Origin of the sequence: Kribbella soli (genome assembly GCF_004331345.1) — a bacterium.
Taxonomy (GTDB): Bacteria; Actinomycetota; Actinomycetes; order Propionibacteriales; family Kribbellaceae; genus Kribbella; species Kribbella soli.
Genome location: NZ_SJJZ01000001.1, coordinates 1200241 through 1222801 on the forward strand (window position 1 = coordinate 1200241; position 22561 = coordinate 1222801).

The following is a 22561-nucleotide window of genomic DNA, read 5'->3' on the forward strand; positions in this document are numbered from 1 at the left end:
CAGCGCCAGGTCAACCCCTACCTGTGGATAAACTCCGGGCCGGCCGCGATCCGTGGGGTACTGTGCCGGAAACCTCAGGAAAGGAGTTGCCGCATGCCGTCACGGAGCATCCGCACGCCCGGGATCAAGGACGTGGCCGCGCTGGCCGGCGTCTCGGCGAGCACGGCGTCGAAGGCGCTGAACGACACCGGGCAGCTCCGCGCGGCGACCCGCGAGCGCGTCCGGCAGGCCGCCGAACAGCTCGGTTTCACCCCGGACAGTCGCGGCCGCGCGCTCGCGTCCGGGCGCAGTTTCACGGTCGGTCTGATCACCACGGACAGCTCCGGCCGGTTCAGCATCCCGATCATGCTCGGCGCCGAGGACGCGCTCAGCGCGGGCGAGATGGCGCTGGTTCTCTGCGACACCCGCGACGACCCGCTCCGCGAGCAGCACTACCTGAAGTCGCTGGTGTCCCGCCGGGTGGACGGCATCATCGTGACCGGTCGCCGAACCGAGGCGCGGGAGCCGATCGACGTGCCGATCCCGGTCGTCTACGCGTTCAGTCCGTCGACCGATCCGGACGACACGTCGGTGATCGTCGACGACCACGGCGGCGCCGCGTCGGCCGCGCGGCACTTGCTGTCCCTCGGCCGCGAGCAGATCGCGCACGTCACCGGGCCGGAGTCACACCTCAGCGCACAGATCCGGGCCGCGGCGACCATGGGGGCCGCGCGGGAGGCGTTCGTCGGCCAGCCGCTGTACGGCGAGTGGAGCGAGCGCTGGGGCCGGCACGCGGTCGACGTACTGCTCCGGGCGCAGCCGACCGTGGACGCGATCACCTGCGGCAGTGACCAGATCGCCCGCGGCGTCTGCGACCGCCTGCGCGAGCTCGGCCGCTCGGTCCCCGACGACATCGCGGTCACCGGCTACGACAACTGGTCCGTGATGGCACTGGCCAGCCGCCCACCACTCACCACCGTCGACATGGAGCTCGAAGAACTCGGCCGCCGGACCGCCAATCTGCTCCTCGACGTCATCGCCGGCTCACCCCGCCGCGGTCAACTGATCCTTCCCACCCGCCTGATCACCCGCGAGTCGACCCTCGGCACCTGAGCCTCGCGCGTCCAGTCTTCGGATAGTCACCCGCACGACCGCCGTTGGTTGCCGAAAACCCTCTAGATTGATGCGGGTGCTGCGCAAGCTAATGATCGGCGTGGCGGTCATCGCCACGCTGGTGGCGGGGGTGGGGACCGCGCGTCTGGTTCTTCCGTGGACCGATCCCGCCCGTGGCGTGGTGAAGCAGCTGGCGTTCCTGCGTGCCGAGCTCGAGGGCGGCGCGGACCTGGCTGCGCAGAAACAGTTTCCGGAGGGCTATTTCTTTCTCAACGTCCTGTACGGCCTGAGCTGGGTCCAGGTCGGCATCGACGATCCCGCACGCTCCGCGGACGCGACCGCGCAGGTGCGGTGGGCGCTCGACCGGATCGAGTCCACGGACGGGACCGCTCCGTTCGACGAGTCGCTGCAGCCGCAGTACGGCGTTTTCTACGCGGGCTGGACGAACTGGCTGCGCGGCGGGCTGATCGCGCTCGGCCACTCGGATGCCGCCGACCGCGACACCTTCACCAGCGAATCGGTGGAGATCGCCACCGCTTTCCGGACCGCGAAGACCCCGTTCCTGGCGGCGTACCCGGGGCAGGCCTGGCCGGTCGACTCGGTCGTCGCGATCGCCTCACTGCGGTTGTACGACGCCTTGGTCGTACCGCGCTTCGGGCAGATCGCGCGGAACTGGGTGACGACGGCGAAGACGAAGCTGGATCCGGCGACCGGATTGCTGCCCCATCAGGTGGTTCCGCAGGTGTCCGGCGCGCGCGGTTCGTCGCAGGCGATGATCCAGCGGTTTCTGATCGACATCGATCCGGCCTTCGCGCGAACGCAGTACGAGATCTTCAAGGACAAGTTCGTCACCGGGCTCGGCGTTCGCGAGTACCCGAAGGGCTCGACCGGACAGGGCGACGTCGATTCCGGGCCGCTGGTGTTCGGGAGGAGTCTGTCCGCGACCGTGGTCACTGTCGGCGCGGCGCGGGTGCATCATGATCCGCTCGCGGACCGGCTGGCGCGCGAGGGTGAGCTGGTCGGGATGCCGTTCAGCGGGCTGAAGACGAAGCGGTACCTGTTCGGCGCGGTGCCGATCGGGGACGCGTTCCTCGCCTGGTCGACGTCCGCTCGCCCGATGGTCGCCGCCGACCAGGGAGGTGGCCAGGGAAGTCGCGACCAGGTCGAGTTCGACGGCGAGTCCGGCTGGTGGCGGCTTCCCTGGCTGGTGTTGCTCTGGCTACCGGCGCTGATCCTCTGGGGCGCGCTCCGGCTCAGGCATCGCGGCCGAAGGCGGAAGCGAGGGCACTGAGCTTGCGCGGCAGGTCGTACTCCGCGCCGCCTTCGTGCCCGTTGTAGGTGAACACCTCGATCTCCGCGGGACCGGCGTACCGGTGATATGCCGCGAACACCGTCGACGGCGGGCAGATGTTGTCCATCAGTGCGACCGAGAACCACGCCGGGCAGGTCGCCCGCGCGGCGAAGTTCACCGCGTCGAAGTAGGACAGCGTGCCGATCGCGGTCTCGGTCTCGAACCGGTGCCCCTTCAGCCAGCGCGCGATCTCGGCGTACGGACCGTTGTCCGTGATCTGCGACGCCCGCCGGTAGTGCGACAGGAACGGTACGTCGGCGATCGCGGCGGACAGGTCGGCGCGCAGACCGGCGACCGCGATCGCCAGCCCACCGCCCTGGCTGCCACCGACCACGGCGACGCGATCACTGTCGACGTCAGGGCTGCTCTTCACGGCGTCGACCGCACGGACCGCGTCGGTGATCAGCCGGCGGTAGTAGTGCTTGGCCGGATCCTCGATTCCGCGGGTCAGGAAACCCGGTGACGACGATCCGTGTCCTTCCGGCGCGATGTCCGGAGTTTCCGAAACGGTTTTTCCGCCACCACCCTGACCGCGGTTGTCCATGATCAGGTGCGCGTACCCGGCCGCGCTCCAGGTCAGCCACTCGTACGGAATGCCGCGGCCGCCGTTGTAGCCGATGTACTGCACGACCGCGGGCAGCGGACCGGTGCGATGGCGTGGCAGGAGCAGCCATGCCTTCACCGGTTGACCACCCCATCCGCTGAACGTGACGTCCTGGACCTCGACGGTCGCAAGGCGTGCGTCGTACGGCGTGAACCGGGCGTCGATCGGGCGGCCGGCCGCGTCGTCGAGCGTCTGCTTCCAGAACGCGTCGAAGTCCGCGGGCTCCTCCGGCTCCGGCCGGTACTCACGCAACCGGTCCAGGGGCATGTCGACGAGCATCAGTTTTCCTTTCAGTGAAAGCAGGCTGTGGCTGAGTTGCCGTGGCGTTCGGTCGTGTCGACGACGATGCGCCAACCGCGACCACGCCGACTGACCGTGACGCCGGCATCGGCCTTCGTCAGCAGCAGGTCGGGCTTGTCCAGGTCGACGGTGACCGAGGTACGGGTCTGCGTCGGATCCGAGATCGCGACCGTTCCTCCGGAGACCACGACCGAGGCCGGGCCGTCGGCGGTGAGTTCGGCGACGGCGCCTGCCGTCCAGAAGTTGGCCGCCAGGACGTTGCGCAGCCGGACAGCGTGCGCCGTACTGTCGGCCCGCAGTTTCTGGACCGGGAGCTTGCCGGCGAACGACTTCGTCTCCGCGAGTGTTGCGGTCGGCAACTGCACGTAGAAGTAGCCCTGCCCGGCAGGCGCCGTACCGTGGGCGAACCAGACGGTTTGGTACGGCCGGGTCACCGGGGTGTCGGTGCCGTACTTGAGGTTGATCTCCCGCCAGGTCGCGGTCCGGTTCTCGCGCAGCGTCTGGACCGGGGTGCGATCGGGGAACACGTAGCCGCCGGTGCCCTCGAGGTGACACCAGCCCGGAGCGGCGGTGAAGGTCTCGTCGCCGGTACGCAGCTTGCGGTTCTCGACGACTGTCTCGACCGTGCCGTCGCCGGTGATGTCCGACCCGAGGCACACCATCACGTCGTCGATCAGGAACCAGCTCTTCAACGCCCGCAGGTTCGTCCCGTACCCGCGCAGATCCATGCCATAGGCACCGATCGTGTGCTGCGGAACCGACACACCACCGACCCAGTCGGCCTCGCTGGTGCTGCGGAAACCGTAGGAGTCGGCCAGCCGCCGGGTGTCGATGGTTGTCCCCGGCAACCGGTACGGGTCGACCGTCGGCCAGTAGTCGCCCGAGTAGTGACCGAGGTCGTCGTCGTACAGCAGCACCATCCCGTCGGACAGGTGCCAGCCGTGCAGGTTCTCGGTCTGGATCGACTCGTAGTTGTAGATCCGCGACGAGTACGCGCTCAGTCCGATCGTGAACGACGGGCGGTGGTGCGCGACCTTGTCCATCCGCGGGTACTGCTTGTGCAGGACGAGCGGACCGCGAGCCGTTGCCGACGACGCGAGAATGTTCCGGGCCGCCACGAGCGAGGCCGGATCGGTCACGGTCAGGAAATCCCGGAAAGTATCTTCGGTGATCCACTGCTTGACCAGCGCGGACAGCTGCGCGGCCCGTTCCGCCGGCGCGGCCGGAATCAGGCGCAACGTGCCCTCGATGATCGTCTGAGTCGGCGCGTGGTTCTGCTTGCTGGGACGGGCGATCTCACGACCGCAGACCGATCCCATCAGGTCGCCGCGCACCATCAGCGGGTCGAAGGCGTCGTTGATCCAGCCGTAGATGTTCTCCAGCTCCGGATCGGTGACGGTCCACTCGGTACCGCCGAGCAGGTAGAGCAGAGAGGAAAGCGTTCCGAGCAGTTCCTTGCCGTACCCGCCGTTGTACGGATGCTTGTAGTGCTGCAGGAATGATCCGTCGCTGTAGAACCCCTCGCCTGTTCCGTCGACCCGGCCGGGTGCGTCGTTGAACGCGAGCACGCTGTTCGCACCGCTGCCCTCGACGTCACTGATCGCGTCGCGAACGCGGACGAGCGCGGCGGTGTCGCCGTCCAGGACTGCGCGGACCGCCACCACGGTGGCGATCCAGACCCGGTTCGCGCCGGTCGCGATCTGGCGGTCGGCGCGCCACAGGTTCGGATCCGGCGTGTAGTAGTTGATGGCCTGCGTGTACGTCGTACGCACGTCCGCCGGAATCACGTCGTACAGCAGGACCAGCGTGTCGGCGAAGGCGGAGGCGCCGCCGATCTCCCAGTCGTAGTCGTTGTCGTACCGCGGGAGCGTGGGGCTGTAGCGGTTCGTGTGCATCCATTCGAGGGCGCCGCGGATATCGTCGGCAACCGACGTGTTTCCTTGGTAGGCCGAGCCGTTCGTGGCCCAGGCGACCGCGATCTGCTTGATCCGGCGGAAGTTCGAGGCGACGTGGTTGGAAAGCGTTGTACTCGCGAGATCCGGCCAGAGGGTGGTGCGGTTCGCCGAACGGTCGAGGGTGGCGAGCGCGGACTGGGCCAGGCGGTCGACGCGGGCGATCGCGACGGCGAGGTCCGGGTCGGCGGGGTCGACGGTCGGGCCGCCGGTGAGCAGCGTCTGCCAGCGGAGGCGGAGCTCGTCGGTGGACGCGTCGGCCCAGGTCGGTGTGGGGAGGGCGAGCAGGGTGGCCCCGCCGATCATTCCGCCGAGCACAGTCCGGCGGCGAAGCGTGAGGTCAGGCATGTGAGTCCTCTCAGAGGGCTAGGGCGATCGCCTTTGCGCCGGCGGAGTTGGGGTGGAGGCCGTCGCCGCTGTTGAAGTCGGGGCGGAGCCGACCGGGATCGGCCGGGTCGCGGAGCGCGGCGTCGACGTCGAGTAGGCGATCGAAGAGACGTTCTTGCCGGAGTACGGCGTTGACGTCGTTGCGGACCTGGTCGAGTGCGTCGGTGTAGCGGATCCAGCCCTTGAACGGGCCGATGGTCGCGCCGATCACCTCGAGGTCGTGGTCGTGCGCACGGCGTACCAACTGCTCGTAGGCGTCGAGGATGCGCGTCGGGTCGGTCTGGCTGGGTGGTTGCTGGATGTCGTTGATGCCCAGGAACATCACCAGCGTCCCGACGTTCGGCAGGCCGAGTACGTCGCGGTCGAACCTGGACTGCCCGCCGGGCCCGAAGCGGGCGTCGTCGAGCAGAACACGGTTTCCGCTGATCCCGAGGTTCGCGACCGCGGGGCGCCGACGGAACCGCGCGGCGTACTGGTCGGGCCAGCGGAGGTTGGCGTTGTCCGGCGTGCCGACGCCTTCGGTGATCGAGTCGCCGAGGACCGCGACCACCTGACGTCCGGCCGTCGGCACGTCGACGCCGTTGAGCAGGAACACCGAGTTCGTGGCGCGATCCCCGATGTAGCCGGTCGCATGCGCGTTCCGGTGGAAACTCAGCGGGCCGGTGGGACCTGGCAGGTACATGTTCACCACCAGATCCCCGCCATCCGGCAGGACCAGCCCTACCGGATCACTCACCACGGTCGCCCCCGCGGCCAGCACCACATCCTTCTCACCGCCGAACAACACCGGCTTCGCATTCGCCGTCACCGACCCCACGACAACAGGCGCAGAACCAAACGGATTCGCAAACCGCAACCGAACCGCAGGCCTTCCCGCGCCGCCGGCCACGGTCGCACCACCAACCGCCGCACCCTCGCCCGTCCCAGACGTGGTGCCGGCGGAGAGTCGGAGCTTGTATCGGAGAGTGGTGTCGGTGAAGCCACCCGTTGCGTCAGCGTCCGCGGCGGTGGGAGCGGTCTGCGCAGTCGCCCAACTCGCAGCCCACTGGAGCCGCGCCGAGGCCGCCGTTGTCTGGCCTGAAGTTGCGTCGGCGGTTGCGTCAGCCGAGGCTGCCTCGCTTGCCGTGCTGCCGAGGACGCCACCCAGCACTCCACCGGCTGTCCCGCCGAGGATCGATCGGCGCGACACCTCACCCATCAGCAGGCCGCCGTGGGGTTGAAGTTGGCGCCGTAGGTGCCGACGGAATCTCCGCCGGTGTTTCCGGACATGGTGTTTCCGCACACCTGCCCCTGCGGCGTGCGCATGAACTTGACGCCGCCCGACGCGTTGTTCTTGATCGTGTTTCCGTAAACGCTGTTGTCGACACCATCGGTTTCCGTGTCGCCGCCGAGACGGACGCCGGCGCCGGTGTTGTCGTGGATCGTGTTGTAGCGGAACGTGTTTCCGTTGCCCCGGGCGTCCAGCCCGCCCGAGCTCGAGTCCTTCTGCTGACTGCAGTCGTTGTGCTCGACCACGTTCGCGGTGGAGTTCTCCTTCACGTCGACACACTCGTTGCCGTACGTCGCGATCGTGTTGTCATGGATGTGGTTGTTCCGGCTGCGGTCCGCTTGGGCGTCCGGCGCACCGTTCTCGCCCTGCTGCTCCGGCGCGGTCCCGAGATAGATCCCCTCGCCGTTCTTCCCACCGTCGTTGAACTTGAAGTCGTACACCCCGCACGGACCGACCGTGTTGTCGTATACGTCGGCGTTCGTGATCAGGTACCGCAGCCGCAGGCACTCCCCACCCGCGTTCTTCAACTGCATGTTCCGGATCGTCAACGTGCCCACGCCGTCACCAGGCGACGTGCTCATCACGTACACGAGCTTGTCCCGGTACCCGTCCTTGCTCGACGACGACCCGAACAGCCCGTCGATCGTGAACCCGTCCAGCGTCACGCTGTCGTGCTGGATCTGGAAGATGCGCGAGTTTCCGGCGCCTTTCACGACCGCGGTCGACGGGCCGGTGATCGTGACACCGGATCTGATCGTCACCGCGTCCTGGAGATAGGTGCCGGAGGCAAGATGTACGGTCGCCCCGCGTGGCGCGGTATCAAGCGCTTTCTGGATGGTCGCGAACGCCGTACCGGTCGACGTACCGGAGTTCGCGTCGCTGCCGGTGGTGGCGACGTAGTAGTCGGTCGCGGCATGCGCCGGGACCGCGGGCATCGCCAGCGCGGCGCCGAGAAGCAGGATCGGGACAGCTCGGGACATGGTGGTCCTCCTGGTTTGGGCGGTTTGCTGCCTATGAGTGCTGTCTAGGAGTGGTCGGCGACGAGTAGGCCGGCCAGAACCGGAACTGTGGTGCCGAGGAGTAGGGGACCTGCTGGTACGACGAGTGAGAAGACCGGTGCGGCGACGGCGGCACCGAGGAGTGCGGTGCCGCGCGGTACGGAGGTGAAGGCGAGACGGAACGCCGTACGACGCCAATCGGCCGCTGATCCGGATGGGTCGCGGCCCGCGGCGACCGCGAGCGCGAGGTGATAGGTGACCGCGGCGGCGACCAGACCGACGTGGATCATGAACAGGGTCAGGACGAGCGGCCCGGACCGGCCGGACAGGAACGACAAGTTGCTGGCGGCAATCACTGCTGCGATGGTCATCAGCACCGAGTGCGGGAGCAGCGGACGCCAGTACTTGCGCCAGCCGACGAACACGCCGGTGAAACAGCGCGCGTCACCGTCGGTCCGCCACCGATTGAGCGCGAACCCGACCGCCGCCAGCGCCGGCAACCACGTCACAATCCCCAAGCACAGGATCGTGAACGCCGCCCCCGCCGCTGCCGGATTCGCGACCCACCCCAACCAGTCCAGCGCCCGCCGACCAAACCCCGCCCGCTCCCGCCGACTAGCCCCCGCCTCCTCCCGCCGGCTAACTCCCGCCCCGTCCCGCCGGCCCGAACCCGCGCCGTGGACCGGGCCGCGGGCCGCGGGGCGGGTCATAGGGTGACCGTCCTGTCTGCGGTGCGGATGATGGCGCGGACCGCCACGCCATCACAATCGGCTCGCTGCGGGTCGTCGCCCGCTCCGAGCGCCGCATCGGCGGCAATTCTGATGGCCTGGGCGTCCAGGGCTCCTTCGTCGTCGGCGAGCAGCACGGTCTCGTCGTCAAAGGCGACGCCGAAGCCGCGGGCAAGGTCGAGTCGGCGAGCCGTCGGCGGGGTCGGGTGAAGGGCGGAGGTCGGTTCGATCGTGGTGAGGAGGGTTGCGGTCGTCGATTGGTGGACGGTGGCGCGGAGGGTGTGCATAGTGCGAGTGAGGCGGAGGCTCGGTGTGCTGGACGTCGGGTTGGCCTCGACCTCGGTCACCGCGGACTCCACGGTCAGCGGGGTGTGGAAGCGGACCCAGGCCTGCGCGGACCCGGACCGCAGCGCGATCTCGTCGGCGTACTCGATCGGCCAGTCGGCGTGGAGCAGGAGGGTCCAGTCACGCGGAGAGTCGGCCGCGCAGCGATCCAGCAGGACGAGCCGTCCGGCCGGGGTGAAGACCAGCGTCCGGTCGAGCCGCGTGATACCCAGTTCGGGCGGGTACATCGCCGCGATCTGCGCGGTGGCGTGCGCCATCCCGTCGACCGCGTGGACGTCGACCATCCGCGCCTGGCGCTCGTACGGAATCCCTTTGTAGACGTGGTATCGGTCCTCGTCGGCGTACCCGAAGCCGTCGACCAGGATCAGGTTGTGGTCCCCCGCCCGCTTGCGGTTGCTGTACCCCTCGTCCACGGCCAGGAACGCGCCCCGCGACGTCAGCACGAACGATCCCGAGTCGGGATGATGATGCCCGGCGCTCAACGTGTCCCACCCGCGCTCACGGTCCAGCCGGTGCGACGTCTCCCAGGCCTGGTGCCCGCCGCCCGGCGCCGCCTTGAACGACACCATCGTTGCCTCGTCGTCCCATCCGGTCCGCGCCGTGACGAGGCCGAGGTCCGGAAAGTACGCGGACAGCGGCGCGGTCTTCGCGGGATCGACCGGCGGCAGCGAGTCGTCGTACCAGAGCAGCTCGAGGTACGCCTCCGGCATGACGCCCGGCTTCACGCCGCTCGCGTACGCCTCCCGCCAGAAGAAACGTTCGGAAACGAGGTCCGCCAGCCACTGCGCCTCACCGATCCGGTACGCGGACGCGAGTTTCCGGTACAGCGCGACGCTGTGTCCGCTCCGCCGGTCGTGGCAGTCGCCGTGGTCGATGTTCTCCTCGAATCCCGGCGCGCACTGCTGCAGCCGGTAGGAAAACGTGTTCGCCAGGAACCGGCAGCGCTCCCACCAGTCGAGCCCTTCCTGGACCTGCAACAGATCCAGGTACGTCGCGAGCCACGGAACGCCGTACCGCCAATAGACGACGCCCTCCATGTCCGACCCGTCCGCCGGCAGCAACTCGATGACTGTCTCGAAGTTCCGCCGGGCGCGGTCGGTCCACTCGGTGCGGCCCAACGCGTACCCGGCCGCGGCGAGCCCGGTGTAGCAGATCCAGTTGTGGTTCTGCCAGTACGACGAACTCCACCACGAGCCCTCGGACTCGACGGCGAACTCGTACAGCCGCGATCCCTGCAACTCCAGCTTGGCGCGCAACTCGTCGGCCAGCTCGAAGTCGTCGCCGAGCCAGGTGGACGCGAGGGACAAGCCGTGCAGCAGCCAGCCGGCGTCGAGATCGTGGTCCGGCAGGTGCGCCTTGCCCCAGTGGGGGAAACCGATTGCGGCCGAGATCCAGCGGGCCGCCTCGGAGCGGTAGCCCTCGTTGCCGGTCAGGCGGTAGGCCAGCGCGAGGTTCGCGGCGGCCGGGCCGAAGTACGTGATGCTCGCGGACGGGTGCTCGGTCGGCGGGGTCTGCGTCCGGTACCAGTCGCACTGCTCCCGCAACCGCCGCCACTGCGCGGCATACCGCCCGTCGAGACCGTCGCGCACCTCCGCGAGCCGATCGTCGAACATCACAGTCCTCCGATCGAGTGCTCATGCCCGTCGACCGTGATCACGTCCCCTGTCAGCTGCACGTCGACGGGCGTCGTCGAGTAGACGGAGCAGTACGTCGCGGCCGCGCCGACAACTGTCCAGTCGAGCCAGGTCCGCACCCGCTGCGGATCATCAGCCGGCCCGGCACCCGGCCGAGCCACCGGCACAGCGTCACCGGACGCGTGGTAGCCGTACAGCGTCTCGTCGCCGCCCCAGATTGTCCGGACCACATCCGGCCCGACCTCCACGGTCAGCTCGACATCCGGCCGGAACTGCAGCACGATCTCACGCTCACGATCCGCCGCCACCCGGACGACATCCACCAGGTAGTTGTCTCCAGCAATCAGTTTTCGGGTCGCCCGTACGCCGTCGTACCAGCCGTCGACGGTGGCCGTCACCGAGTCCTCGTCGTGCGTCAACTGGCCCGTTGCCTCGGCGGGCTCGAGGTTGTCGATGCGGATCGTCGGGTGTGCGGTGACGGACTTGTAGTGGGCGCGCCACTGGGAATGTCCGTACGGAACCTGCCCAGGATCGGGTTGCCACGGCGTAGTTGCGCCGTACAGGTAGAGCGCGAGCTTGTCGTGGTGCCCGTGGGAGCCACCGTGCGGTCCGTGGTCGAGGATCGCGTGGATCCCGGGCACACGAATCACCGCATAGGTGGAACCGAGGTGTGCGCCCTGGAACGAAGTGAGCGCCGAGGTGCGAGGTGGGCCGCCGAACCATCCGGTAAGTCTGTCCTCCAGCCCGTCGTACTCCGGGCCGACCTCTGCAAGTGCTCGAGCGGCGACGGCATCCAGGCCGTGAGCGGTTGTGAACTGGCGGGCCAGCGCGACGATCTCCAACCACTCCAGCGCCAGCGGCACCCGGAGGTACGGGCCGTCGTGGAGGGCCGGGAGAATACCGCCGTCAGTGGCGATCGAGGCGAGGGCCGCGATCATCTTCTCCAGGCGGTCAGGCACCAAGGACGGGTCGACGCCGCGCAGGCTCAGTAGGTAAGCGCGGAGCACGAAGCCGTGGTAGTACGTGCTGGCTTCCCACTCCCAGCCGTCTTCGCCGGTCGCCGTCTCCAGATGCGCGAACTGCCCGTGCTCGCCGGTCAACCACTCCTTCTCACCGGACCACACCTCGCCCCGAACGGCAGCAGCCGCCTGGCTCACCGTCGTACCGAGCGCGTTGAACCACGCCGTGTAGTTCGACGAGAACTTGTCCTGGGCAACCATCGCGTCGCGCGCCCGCTGCGCCCCGGCAACCATGTCATCGAGCATCGGCAATGTCTCACGCAGCTCGGCGCGTCCAGCCAGGTTCAGGATCGAGTGCGCGATCGGCACGCCCCACACCGCATCCGTGAGTGCCTGGTGGAAGAGCCGCCCGCGCTGCATCCACCCCTGCGCCTGCTCGTGCTCCCCCGCCTTCGTGAGGTCCGAATACAACCGCGCGTACGACGTGAGCAGGTCAGTCCCACCGCCGTCGTACGAGAGCAACCGGATCCGCCGTGCCCAGAAGTGATGCGCGAGCACGGTCCACGCGCCGCGCACCGCAGGGGTGTCGACCCGGCAACCGTAGGAACACGGCACCCCGCCCGCCGGAAAGTTTCCGGAATCGAATCCGACGTGCGCCAGCTCGACACCGTGCGCCGGGCACACGTACTCGTGCCACCAGCCACCGCGTTCCGTCGGCGGATTTCCGTTTAACGCGGCCACGTGCCACCGTCGATGTCGATGGTGATCCCGGTCAGGTACCCGGACGCCGGCAGCGCCAGGAACCGGACCGCGTTCGCCACGTCCTCGACCTGCCCGGCGCGGCCGATCGGCGTGCCCGCGACCATGTTCGCCTGCGCCGCGGTGGTGGAAAACGTTTGATGGAACGCGGTCTCGGCGATGTACCCGGGCGCGACCGAGTTGACCGTGATCCCCTGCGGCCCGAGCTCCTTCGCCAGGCCCTTGGTGAACCCGCGGACCCCGGCCTTCGCCGCCGCGTAGATCACCGACCCGGGACCTCCGCCGTTGTGTGCGGCGAGCGAGGCCATCGTGATGATCCGCGGGTTCGCGGACTGCGTGAGGTGCGGAATCGCGGCCCGGGTGGTGCGGAACGTCGCCCCCAGGTTCACGTCCACGACCTGCTGGAAGTGCTCGTCGGTCATCTCCTCGACCTTGACCCGCCCGATCAGATGACCGGCGTTGCAGACCAGGACATCGAGTCCGCCGAGGAAACCGGCCGTTTCGTCGAGCAGCCGGTCGACGTCCGCCGTACTCGTCACGTCGGCACCGACCGCAATCGCCTTCCGACCGAGCTCCTCGATGTCGGAAACGGTCTGCGCGGCCGCGGCGGCGGACTTTCCGTAGTGCACCACCACGTCCGCCCCGGCCGCCGCCAGGCCGAGCGCGATCCCGCGGCCGATGCCGTGCCCGGCACCGGTCACCAGCGCGCGCGTCCCCTGCAGTTCCCCGGTCATAGAAACAGTCCCTTCGGTCATTGTCAGCTCAGTGTCAGGTGAGTGTCATTTGATGCCCGCGGTCGCGAAACCTTGGACGAAGTAGCGCTGCCCGATCAGGAACAGCACCACCATCGGCACCGTGGCCAGCGTGGTCCCGGCCATCAGGAACGCCCACTGGGTGTCGTTCTCGGTGCGGAAAACGGAAAGTCCGACTTGGATCACCCGCAGGCTGTCGCTCTTGGTCACCAGCAGCGGCCAGAGGAAGTTGTTCCACGACCCCTCGAATGTGAGCAGCGCGACGGTGATGAACGCGGGCTTCACCAGCGGCGTCATGATCCGCGCATAGATGCCCAACTCGCTGAGGCCGTCCAGCCGGGCCGCCTCCTCCAGTTCCACCGGCAGGTCAAGGTAGAACTGCCGGAACAGGAACACCGAGAACGGACTGACCGCGCCCGGAATGATCAGCGCCCACCAGGTGTCCAGCCAGCCGGTGCCGCCCTGCCCGGTGATGTCGTTCCCGCCGAACAGCGGCATGAACCGCACGATCAGGAACTCCGGCAGGATCTTCGTGTACGTCGGGATCATCAGCGCCCCGACGAACCCGAGGAAGATCAGCGAACTGCCCCGGAACCGCAGCCGCGCCAGCGCGTACCCGGCCATCGAGGCGATCAGCACGTTCAGCACGGTGTGACTTGCGGCGATCACGAAGCTGTTCCGCGCGTACGTCGCGAACGGCGCGGCGCGCAACGCGTCCACGTAGTTGCCGAAGGCCCACTCCGTCGGGAACAACCGCGGCGGAACCGCGGCGATGTCGCCGGGGGTCTTCACCGAAGTGAGCAGCATCCAGACGAACGGCACGATCATCACCAGCGAGATCGCGGTCAGGGTCAGGTAGAGCGCGATCCGGCCGGTCCGGAACCGCGCAGAAGTCTCAACGGGTGGCACGGTCGCCTCCGGTGATCCGCCGGTTCAGCAACGTCAGGAACAGCAGCAGTGCGAACAACACCAGGCTCTGCGCGCACGCGTATCCCATCCGGAACTCCCGGAAAGCGGACTTGTAGATCTCGTAGGTCATCATCGTCGTGCTGTTGGCCGGACCGCCGTCGGTCAGGATGTACACCTGGTCGAACGACTGGAACGCGCCGATCACCGACGTGACGAAGACGAAGAACGTCGCCGGCCGCAGCAACGGCAGGGTCAGGCTGAAGAACTGCCGGAACTTCGACGCGCCGTCCACCGACGCCGCCTCGTAGAGTTCGGTCGGCAGACTCTGCAGCGCGGCCAAATAGATCAGCATCTTCAGGCCGATCCCCTGCCAGATCCCGACCACGATCACCGCCGGCATCGCCCAGTCCGTCGACGACAGCCATGCCGGGCCGTCCAGGCCGAGGAACGACAGGATGGCGTTGGCCAGACCGCTCCGCGGGTCGTAGATCCACAGCCACACCAGCGCCACCGCGATCGTCGCGGTCACCTGCGGAATGAAGATCGCGGTCCGGAAGATCGCCCGTCCGGCCAGCTGCGTGTTCAGCATCAGCGCGATCAGCAACGCGATGCCCATCGCCACCGGAACGGTGAAGAACGTGTAGATGCTGGTGTTCAGTACGGCACGCCGGAAAACGTTGTCGGAAAGCAGATCGCGGAAATTTTCCAGCCCGATGAAACGCGGCGGCGTGAGCACGTCGTACGACGTGAAGCTCAGCACGATCGCCGCGACGAGCGGGATACCGATCCAGATCAGGGCGTGCAGCACGGCGGGCGCGACCATCAGCAGACCCGCCCGGCGGCGGGCACGCAGCAGCCCCCGGCGCCGGGGTGGAGCAGCCGACGGCCCGGATGCGGCTGCGCGCACCCGGTCCCGCGTCGACACCATGGTCCCGCTCACAGGCGCGAAATCGCTTCCTTGCTCAGGTTCGCGAGTTCGTCGATCGCTTCCCTTGCGGTCCGCTTGCCGACCACCGCGGTCTCGAGGGTGGTCTTGATCTTCTCCCGGATCTCCATCCAGGCCGCCGTACCGCCCTCGGACCGGGCCTTGCTCATGTTGTCCAGGGCAAGCTTCACGAAACCGTTTTCCTTGACATAGTCAGAGGTCCGCAGGTCCTGGACGCCGGGCACGGAACCGCGTTGTTGCGCGGTCGGCAGGATGGATTCCGGCGTACCCATGAACTCCACCAGCGCCTGGGCCGCGGCGGCGTGCTTGGACGAGGCCGACCGGGCCACCATGGTGCCGCCCTGCAGCATCGCGGGCACCTTGTTGGCCAGGATGAACGCGCCGACCTTGTCCTCCTTGAGCAGCTCCGGGGTCTGCTGCTTGAGCTGCACCCAGAGCGAGTTGTTCGACATCATCATCGCGGAACGACCCTGCTGCAGGGTGGTCGGCTGACCGGCCGACGACTTGAACGAGTAGTCGGCGGACTTGTCCTTGATCACGTCGAGGAACAGCTGCAACGCCTCGACGCCGCGGTCGTCGTTGAACTTCACCTGCTGCCCGGACTCGTCGAACAGGTTGCCGTCGTTGGCGAACAGGAACGTCTCCCAGCACTGCCGGAGATCGATCGAGAACGGGTCGAAGCCGACCCGGGTGAGCTTGCCGGAGCCGTCGCTGCGGGCCAGTTCCTTGGACAGCTCCCGCAGTTCGGCCCAGTCCTTCGGCGGCGCCTTGATCCCGGCCTCGGCGAACAGGTCTTTGCGGTAGGTGACGATCCGGGTGTCCAGGACCATCGGCAACGCGTACAGCTTGCCGTCGTACCGGGACGGCTCGAGGACGCGGTCCTCGTACTCGTACCGCTTGGCCAGGTCGTCGGGCAGCGGCGCGAGCACCTTCTTGTGCGCGAACGGCGGGATCCACCCGACGCCGAGCATCACCACGTCCGGCATCAGGCCCCCGGCCAGGCTGGTGGTGATCTTCTCGTTCAGGGCGGCGTACGTCGTGTAGTCGACCTTGACAGTGACGTTCGGGTTCTTCTGCTTGAACGCCGGCAGCAGCTTGCCCTCCAGCAAGTCCTTGCCGGTGCTGCCCTCGAACAGCGGGGTGAGCAGGCTGATCTCGCCTTCGACGGGTCCGTCGGCGGCCGCCTGGCTGTTGCCGGACGACGCGGAGCACCCGGTGGCGGCGGCGACCGCGCCGAGCCCGAGGGCCGTCAGGACTGATCTGCGGGTGTACTCCATGGCGCGCCTTTCGTGGTGCTGCGGAAGGGAGTGGTGCAACGATCTACCAGCCGGAACGGCGCAGTTATGCGAGGCTGGTGCAACGATGCACCGCATGCTAGGAACGGATTTCACGGCCCGTCAAGAGGTTGACGCCCACGAACTTGAAGCTGGACTTTCGTCGCGACCTGATGCATCGTTGCACTGCGACACGGCAGCACCAACGGGGTGACAGAATGCGCGGGTGGGCGGTGAATTGAGAACTGGTGAGGTGACGATCCAGCAGGTCGCGACCGAGGCGGGCGTCTCGCCGAGCACGGTGTCGAACCTGCTCAACGGGCGCAACCACCGGATGCTGCCGGAGACCCGGCAGCGGATCGAGCGCGCCATCGACAAGCTCGGCTACCGGCCGAACCGGGCCGCCCGGCAACTGCGCACCGGCCGGAACACCACGATCGGACTCGTCGTCCCGTCGGTGGGCAACCCGTTCTGGGGTGCGCTCGCGCGACACCTGGAGTCCGCGGCGCTGGCCGAGGGGTACCACGTGCTGCTGTGCAACTCGGAGCGCGATCCCCGGCGCGAGCGCGACTACGTCGACGAGTTGTGGGCCGACGGCGTACACGGCGTCGTACTGTGCTCGTCGCTGCCGTCGCTCGAGCATGTGATGCCGCTGGTCGAGCGCGGACTGCAACTCGTCGCGTTCGACCGTACGTCGCAGGCCGGGGACCCGGCGTCGCTCGTCAGCATCAGCGTCGACAACGCGATCGGCAGCCAGCTCGCCACACAGCACCTCACGGACCTCGGGCACCGCCGGCTGGCGTTCGTGTCCGGCGCATTGGCGAGCGTCAACCGCAAGGAGCGGTACCGCGGGTTCACGGCCGGCCTCGAACAGGCGGGGATCGATCCGGCGACCTCGGTCCGGGCGCCGGTCAAGGGCGACGCGGACGACTTCGGGGACGTCGAGGCGTCCGAGCTGGGGCGTGCGGCCGCGGCCGAGCTGCTCGCGCTGGAGGAACCGCCGACCGGGATCGTCGCAATCAACGACATGTGCGCGCTCGGGGTCTGCCGCGGGCTGCGGGACGGCGGTCTCGAGGTGGGCAAGGACGTGTCGGTGGTCGGGTTCGACGACATCGTGCTCGCGGACCTGTACGCGCCGACGCTGACCACGGTCCGGCAGCCGATGAAGGAAATGGCGGCGGCCGCGTTCACCCAGCTCCGGTCCCGGCTCGACGACTCCGGACCGACCCAGGGCCAGTCGCTGCTGTTCCGCCCGGAACTCATCGTCCGCGAGTCGACCGCGCCGCCGTCGTAGGGTGGGTCGGTGCAACGGATCTCCTCGCGGAATGCCCGGTTCCAGGTGTGGCAGGCGTCGCTGACCAATCGCACCAAACGACAGCGGTCCGGCGAGTTCCTGGTCCAGGGCGTGCGACCGATTTCGGTTGCCGTGGACAACGGTTGGCCGGTACGCACCGTCATCACCGACGCGTCCCGACCGTTGTCCCGCTGGGCTGCGGACCTGCTGCAGCGACTGCCGGCCGTCGAGCGGGTCGCGATGGCGCCGGAGTTGCTGGCCGAGCTCGGCGAGAAGGAGGAGCCCGAGCTGATCGCCGTACTGGAGCTGCCGGCCGACGATCTCGATCGGATCCCGGTCGGGCCGGAGTTCCTGGGCGTCGTCTTCGACCGGCCGACCGGGCCGGGGAACATCGGGTCGATCATCCGGTCCGCCGACGCGTTCGGCGCGGACGGGGTGATCGTGACCGGGCATGCGGCCGACGTCTACGACCCGAAGGCGGTCCGCGCGACGACGGGATCGCTGTTCGCGGTTCCCGCCGTACGCGCGGCCTCTCATCGCGAAGTCCTCGACTGGGTACGCCGGTCCGCACTGCCGGTCGCCGTGGTCGGCACCGACGAGCACGGGTCGACCGACGTCTACGACTTCGACTTCACCCAGCCGGTCCTGCTGCTGATCGGCAACGAGACCGCGGGCCTGAGTACGGCGTGGAAGGAAGCCGCCGACCACCTGGTCCGGATCCCGATCACCGGATCGGCCAGTTCCCTCAACGCCGCCAACGCCGCAACCGCGGTCCTCTACGAGATCTCCCGCCAGCGCTCACACCCTCCCCACTGACCACCCACACCACAATCCGCGCAGCCGGAGCCGTCGTACGTGGCGCGGCCGGAGCCGTCGTCGGCATTTGATGGGTCAGCCAGCGGATTTGATGGGTCAGCCAGCGAAATGCCGGGTTCCACACCCTGAGTTTCGGTCACTAACCCCCAATTTGCCTGGCCCACCCAGCAAATTGCCTGGCCTACCCAGCAAATCGGGGGAGGGTCAGGCGGTGCAGAGGAGTTCGCCGTGCAGGATGGAGATGCAGGCGTCGGGGGTGTCGGTCCAGGTCCGCCACGCCTGTGAGATCGCTTCGAGTCGTTCTTCCGGTACGCCGGATGCGCGCGCCTGATCCGCCAGAGCCGACTTGAGGATGCGGTCGGCCCACATGCCGCCCCAGAACGCACGATCCTCCGGGTTGGCGAACGCCCAGGTCGACGTGGTCGCGTCCACCTGCTCGAAGCCGGCCGCGAGCGCCCACGACAGCAGGCGCCGGCCCGCGTCCGGTTCGCCGCTGTTGGCGCGCGCCATCCGCTGGTAGAGCGCCATCCACTCGTCCAGCTCGGGAACCTCCGGGTACCAGACGAAGCCGTCATAGTCCGAGTCGCGGACCGCGACGATGCCGCCGGGCTTGCACACGCGCCGCATCTCCCGCAGGGCCTGCACGGGATCCGCCACGTGCTGCAGGACCTGGTGTGCGTGCACGACGTCGTACGTATCGTCCGGCAGATCCAGTGCGTGGACGTCGCCGACGACGAACTCCACGTCGAGGTCCAGGTTCTCGAACGCCGTCCTGGTGATGTCGAGTGCGGCGGCGTTCGCCTCCAGCGCGGTCGTCCGGCCGGGCTCGACCAGGCGGGCCAGGTCCGCGGTGATGGTGCCGGGACCGGCGCCGACATCGAGCAACGACATCCCGGGCCGCAGGTGCGGAAGCAGGTATCCGGCCGAGTTCTCGGCGGTCCGCCAGCTGTGCGACCGCAGTACGGACTCGTGATGGCCGTGCGTGTACACGTTGTTCATCCCAGGCTCCTTTGCCTTCTCGACGATCCTCACGCTAATCCAGAATCTTGCTGAATGAGACATATCATCTTGCGATACGAGACGATGTTCATGACCGAATATGGCCAGACCGGGCCTGTGTCCGCGGGCGAACCTTGAGGTACTTCGAACAGAACCCAGGAGGATTCCGATGCTGGCAAAGGTGTTTCCGATCAAGCTGAAGGACGGCAACCAGGCCGCCGCCGAGGCGATCGTGCAGGAGTTCGCACCGAAGGGACCGGGCGCCGAGGAGGGCACGTTGTCGTTCCGCGTGTACCGCGACCCGTCGAACCCTGACTACCTGTTGTTCGTCGAGCACTTCGCGGACCAGGCGGCGTACGACGCGCACACCGGGTCGGCGGCGTACGAGGAACTGATCGCGGGCCGGTTCGCCGACCTGATCGTCGAGTTCGTCGAGGTCGACCACGAGCTGCTGGTCAGCCTGTGAACGACTTGGCTCGGCGGCTGCGCGAACTGCACGGGCAGCCGCCGCTCGTACTGCCGAACGCGTGGGACGCCGGCTCGGCGCGGGCGATCGAGGCCGCGGGGGCGGCAGCGATCGCGACGACGAGCGCGGGTGTCGCCTGGGCCGCCGGCGTGGACGACGCCGGCGGCCTGAACCAGGAGTCCGCGATCGCTGCCCTGCGCGCGATCTGCGCGGCGGTTTCCGTTCCCGTCACCGCCGATATCGAGGCCGGGTACGGCGATGTCGCGGGGACGGTGACCGCTGTCGTCGAGGCGGGTGCCGTCGGCATCAACCTCGAGGACAGCACGGCACGGGTCCTCGACGATCCGTTGGTGCATGCCGAGCGGATCAGGGCGGCACGCGCCGTAGCGGTTGCCAGCGGCATCGATCTCGTGATCAACGCGCGGACCGACACGTACCTGTTCGGAGACCGGACCGGCACGATCGAACGTGCGAAGATCTACGCCGACGCGGGTGCGGACGTGCTGTTCGTGCCGGGCGTCGTCGACGCGCCGACGATCGCGGAGCTGGTGAAGGATTCGCCGCTGCCGCTCAACGTGATGGTCGGTCCGGGTGCGCCGACGGTCGCCGAACTCGCGGACCTCGGTGTCGTGCGGATCAGCGTCGGGCCGGCGATCACGAGTGCGGCGTACGCGCTGGCGACAGCGGCGGCCAAGGAACTGCTGACCACCGGCACCTATGAGGCACTGCGCAGTCTCTAGGCCAGCCTGAGCTGTTGATAGACGGCGGCAAGTGACCGCCAGGGGGTGAGGTGGTCGCTCTCGCCGTTGAACGGCCAGGCGTCACGGGCCCCGAGGCGCAACGCGATCTCCTGCGCGGCGCGCGGGCTCGTGATGGCCTCAAGGGATCCGAGCTCCGCGCCGGCCTCGAGCACGATGTTGCCGTCAACAACTTCTCGCGCCAGCGGGCCGACCAGCTCGGCCCCGGTCAACGCCTCCGGTCCCGGGAACGCGTGCGTCAGTCCGTGCCCGAGCCCAGGGACCGGTACGCCGTACACCTCGACGAGTTTGCGCAACGCCTCGGTCGCCTCATCTGGAGCGAGCCGGTCCCGGACGACCGCCTGGACAGCGACCTCGAACGGACCCCATGCGCCAGGAACACGTATTCCGGGGCGCGCGGCCACGAGCGGCCCGAAATCGGTGTCCGCGGACAGGTGCGCACGAGCGCGGATCGGCTCATGGTCGAGTCCGACGAGCTGGGTCGCCCGGTCGACGACATGGATGACGCCCTCCCAGAACGGGAGATGCGCGCGCAGGATCAGATGATCCTCTCCGCCGGCGCCGATCTCCAGCAGGCCGGGCTCGCCGTCGAGCGAGATCGTCCGCCGATACACACCGTCCTCGACCGACTCGACGCCCGGGACCGCGTGCGCCCCCAGGTACGTGCTCATCGCTTCCCAGTCGTACGGCGGGGTGAACGGCAACCGCAGCACCAGACCACCGTCGGCCGCGAGGCGATCGCCGCGACGCCGACGGTCGCGCAACGCACGCGGTGACGCCCGGAAGATCTCGCGCATCGCCCGGTTGAACTGTCGCAGGCTGCCGAAACCGGACGCGAACGCGATGTCCGCGACGCCGAGATCGGTGTCGTCCAGCAGGCGCCGCGCGAAGTGCGCCCGCCGTGAGCGAGCGAACTGATCCGGCGTGACGCCGAGATGCTCGTGGAACATGCGCCGAAGGTGCCGCGCCGACACCCCGAGCCGCGCCCCCAACGCCTCCTCACCGGACTCGTCGAGCAGACCCGCGATGATCAGTTGCACCGCACGGCAGACCAGCTCGGGCGCCTCGTCGGCCACCGTCCCCGCCACTCGGTACGGCCGGCAGCGCAGGCAGGCGCGATACCCGGCCGCCTCCGCGGCGGCGGGCAACTCGAACGTGCTGACGTTTTCCGCGAGCGGCTTGGCCCCGCACCCGGGCCGGCAGTAGATCCCCGTCGTACGGACCGCGGAATAGGTGGTCACGAGAACACGCTAGGCGGGGCCGCCGACAGTTCTGACACGCGTCTTACACCGAGTGCCCACCGTGACGGCTAAGGTACGGCGGGTGCAGTCGAAACCGATGCTGGTCGTGGTGAGTGGTCCGCCCGGGACCGGGAAGACGACGCTGGCGCACCGGATCGCAGCCGCGATCGGCTGCCCGGCGATCTGCCGGGACGAGATCAAGGAAGGCATGGCGCACGCGACGCCGGACTTCGTGCCGGGCCCCGGCGACCCGCTGACGATGCGGACCCTGTCGACGTTCTTCGACGTACTCGGCCTGCTGATCGGCCGCGGTACGACGGTGGTCGCGGAAGCGGCGTTCCAGGACCGGCTGTGGAACCCGGGCCTGAGCCCGCTGCTCCAGCGCGCCGACGTCCGGATCGTGCACTGCACGGTCCCGGCCGAGGTCGCGCTGGAGCGGATCGTCGCCCGGACGTCCAACGACCCGCGCCGCGCCGCACACGAGGACGCGCAGATCAGCGCCGACGCCCGCCTCCGCACCCACAACGCCTTCCAGCCCATCGATCTCCCCGTTCCTTCGCTCACTGTGGACACCACCAGCGAGCCACCGCTGGAGAAGGTTCTCGCGTTCCTGTCGCGCTAACGACAGGAGGTAGTCGCGTCGGAGCGGCCGAGTTCGGGGCGCGCACGCGGGGAGCCGACGGGCGTGGTGAACTACCTCCTGTCGTTAGCGCTTCGCCGAGGGGTC

General features: G+C 68.4%; 20 protein-coding genes. 7 read left to right on the plus strand and 13 right to left on the minus strand.

Annotation, left to right across the window (positions count from 1 at the left end; genetic code table 11):
• Window positions 1-93 precede the first annotated feature (93 nt).
• Both E0H45_RS06065 and E0H45_RS06070 read left to right on the plus strand, forming a co-directional pair.
• Window positions 94-1092 (plus strand): LacI family DNA-binding transcriptional regulator, encoded by a 999-nt coding sequence (locus E0H45_RS06065; RefSeq protein WP_131335259.1) that lies wholly within the window; start codon window positions 94-96, stop codon window positions 1090-1092.
• A 76-nt stretch (window positions 1093-1168) separates the two neighbouring features.
• On the plus strand, window positions 1169-2383 hold the full coding sequence (locus E0H45_RS06070; protein WP_131335260.1) for a hypothetical protein: 1215 nt from the start codon (window positions 1169-1171) through the stop codon (window positions 2381-2383).
• Here the strand turns inward: E0H45_RS06070 and E0H45_RS06075 are convergent.
• The 11 genes from E0H45_RS06075 to E0H45_RS06125 form a co-directional block, all read right to left on the minus strand.
• Complete coding sequence (locus E0H45_RS06075; protein ID WP_131335261.1) at window positions 2346-3326, minus strand: acetylxylan esterase; 981 nt, start codon at window positions 3324-3326, stop codon at window positions 2346-2348. The genes E0H45_RS06070 and E0H45_RS06075 overlap by 38 nt on opposite strands.
• An 11-nt stretch (window positions 3327-3337) precedes the next feature.
• Window positions 3338-5647, minus strand: a complete 2310-nt coding sequence (locus E0H45_RS06080) for a polysaccharide lyase 8 family protein (RefSeq protein ID WP_131335262.1) — start codon at window positions 5645-5647, stop codon at window positions 3338-3340.
• Window positions 5648-5657: 10 nt separating this feature from the next.
• On the minus strand, window positions 5658-6494 hold the full coding sequence (locus tag E0H45_RS06085) for a GDSL-type esterase/lipase family protein (protein WP_202872204.1): 837 nt from the start codon (window positions 6492-6494) through the stop codon (window positions 5658-5660).
• Window positions 6495-6883: 389 nt separating this feature from the next.
• On the minus strand, window positions 6884-7936 hold the full coding sequence (locus E0H45_RS06090) for a DUF1565 domain-containing protein (protein WP_131335264.1): 1053 nt from the start codon (window positions 7934-7936) through the stop codon (window positions 6884-6886).
• A gap of 44 nt (window positions 7937-7980) precedes the next feature.
• Complete coding sequence (locus E0H45_RS06095; protein ID WP_202872205.1) at window positions 7981-8472, minus strand: hypothetical protein; 492 nt, start codon at window positions 8470-8472, stop codon at window positions 7981-7983.
• 188 nt (window positions 8473-8660) lie between these two features.
• Window positions 8661-10640, minus strand: a complete 1980-nt coding sequence (locus E0H45_RS06100; RefSeq protein WP_131335266.1) for a heparinase II/III family protein — start codon at window positions 10638-10640, stop codon at window positions 8661-8663.
• Window positions 10640-12196 carry a heparinase II/III domain-containing protein gene (locus E0H45_RS06105; protein ID WP_131335267.1) on the minus strand — a complete coding sequence of 519 codons (1557 nt, stop codon included), beginning with the start codon at window positions 12194-12196 and terminating at the stop codon, window positions 10640-10642. Before E0H45_RS06105 ends, E0H45_RS06100 begins: the two co-directional genes overlap by 1 nt.
• A 152-nt stretch (window positions 12197-12348) precedes the next feature.
• Entirely contained in the window at window positions 12349-13113 is a 765-nt protein-coding gene (locus E0H45_RS06110) for an SDR family NAD(P)-dependent oxidoreductase (RefSeq protein WP_131335268.1), read from the minus strand.
• A 45-nt stretch (window positions 13114-13158) separates the two neighbouring features.
• Entirely contained in the window at window positions 13159-14040 is an 882-nt protein-coding gene (locus E0H45_RS06115; protein ID WP_238154821.1) for a carbohydrate ABC transporter permease, read from the minus strand.
• On the minus strand, window positions 14027-14980 hold the full coding sequence (locus tag E0H45_RS06120) for a carbohydrate ABC transporter permease (protein ID WP_202872206.1): 954 nt from the start codon (window positions 14978-14980) through the stop codon (window positions 14027-14029). Before E0H45_RS06120 ends, E0H45_RS06115 begins: the two co-directional genes overlap by 14 nt.
• Entirely contained in the window at window positions 14977-16263 is a 1287-nt protein-coding gene (locus E0H45_RS06125; protein ID WP_131335269.1) for an extracellular solute-binding protein, read from the minus strand. Before E0H45_RS06125 ends, E0H45_RS06120 begins: the two co-directional genes overlap by 4 nt.
• Window positions 16264-16486: 223 nt before the next feature.
• On the opposite strand from E0H45_RS06125, the gene E0H45_RS06130 reads away from it, so the two are divergent.
• Both E0H45_RS06130 and E0H45_RS06135 read left to right on the plus strand, forming a co-directional pair.
• Window positions 16487-17554 (plus strand): LacI family DNA-binding transcriptional regulator, encoded by a 1068-nt coding sequence (locus E0H45_RS06130; protein ID WP_202872207.1) that lies wholly within the window; start codon window positions 16487-16489, stop codon window positions 17552-17554.
• 9 nt (window positions 17555-17563) lie between these two features.
• Complete coding sequence (locus E0H45_RS06135) at window positions 17564-18370, plus strand: TrmH family RNA methyltransferase (protein WP_131335270.1); 807 nt, start codon at window positions 17564-17566, stop codon at window positions 18368-18370.
• Window positions 18371-18574: 204 nt separating this feature from the next.
• On the opposite strand, the gene E0H45_RS06140 is transcribed toward E0H45_RS06135, so the two are convergent.
• On the minus strand, window positions 18575-19369 hold the full coding sequence (locus E0H45_RS06140) for a class I SAM-dependent methyltransferase (protein ID WP_131335271.1): 795 nt from the start codon (window positions 19367-19369) through the stop codon (window positions 18575-18577).
• Between the two features lie 169 nt (window positions 19370-19538).
• Here E0H45_RS06140 and E0H45_RS06145 point away from each other — a divergent pair, with 169 nt between their 5' ends.
• On the plus strand, window positions 19539-19835 hold the full coding sequence (locus E0H45_RS06145; protein ID WP_130384741.1) for a putative quinol monooxygenase: 297 nt from the start codon (window positions 19539-19541) through the stop codon (window positions 19833-19835).
• Window positions 19832-20575, plus strand: coding sequence for an isocitrate lyase/PEP mutase family protein (locus E0H45_RS06150; RefSeq protein ID WP_131335273.1), 744 nt, complete (start codon window positions 19832-19834; stop codon window positions 20573-20575). The genes E0H45_RS06145 and E0H45_RS06150 overlap by 4 nt, the downstream gene beginning before the upstream one ends.
• Here E0H45_RS06150 and E0H45_RS06155 read toward each other — a convergent pair.
• Window positions 20572-21834 carry an AlkA N-terminal domain-containing protein gene (locus E0H45_RS06155; protein ID WP_238154822.1) on the minus strand — a complete coding sequence of 421 codons (1263 nt, stop codon included), beginning with the start codon at window positions 21832-21834 and terminating at the stop codon, window positions 20572-20574. The two genes, E0H45_RS06150 and E0H45_RS06155, sit on opposite strands and share 4 nt — an antisense overlap.
• A gap of 82 nt (window positions 21835-21916) precedes the next feature.
• Here E0H45_RS06155 and E0H45_RS06160 point away from each other — a divergent pair, with 82 nt between their 5' ends.
• Window positions 21917-22456, plus strand: a complete 540-nt coding sequence (locus E0H45_RS06160; RefSeq protein WP_238154823.1) for a P-loop nucleotide/nucleoside kinase family protein — start codon at window positions 21917-21919, stop codon at window positions 22454-22456.
• Window positions 22457-22561 lie beyond the last annotated feature (105 nt).

Coding starts and splice junctions, on each gene's coding strand:
- E0H45_RS06065 (WP_131335259.1), top strand. CDS start 94: ATGCCGTCACGGAGCATCCGCACGCCCGGGATCAAGGACGTGGCCGCG.
- E0H45_RS06075 (WP_131335261.1), bottom strand. CDS start 3,326: ATGCTCGTCGACATGCCCCTGGACCGGTTGCGTGAGTACCGGCCGGAG.
- E0H45_RS06080 (WP_131335262.1), bottom strand. CDS start 5,647: ATGCCTGACCTCACGCTTCGCCGCCGGACTGTGCTCGGCGGAATGATC.
- E0H45_RS06090 (WP_131335264.1), bottom strand. CDS start 7,936: ATGTCCCGAGCTGTCCCGATCCTGCTTCTCGGCGCCGCGCTGGCGATG.
- E0H45_RS06100 (WP_131335266.1), bottom strand. CDS start 10,640: ATGTTCGACGATCGGCTCGCGGAGGTGCGCGACGGTCTCGACGGGCGG.
- E0H45_RS06110 (WP_131335268.1), bottom strand. CDS start 13,113: ATGACCGGGGAACTGCAGGGGACGCGCGCGCTGGTGACCGGTGCCGGG.
- E0H45_RS06125 (WP_131335269.1), bottom strand. CDS start 16,263: ATGGAGTACACCCGCAGATCAGTCCTGACGGCCCTCGGGCTCGGCGCG.
- E0H45_RS06140 (WP_131335271.1), bottom strand. CDS start 19,369: ATGAACAACGTGTACACGCACGGCCATCACGAGTCCGTACTGCGGTCG.
- E0H45_RS06145 (WP_130384741.1), top strand. CDS start 19,539: ATGCTGGCAAAGGTGTTTCCGATCAAGCTGAAGGACGGCAACCAGGCC.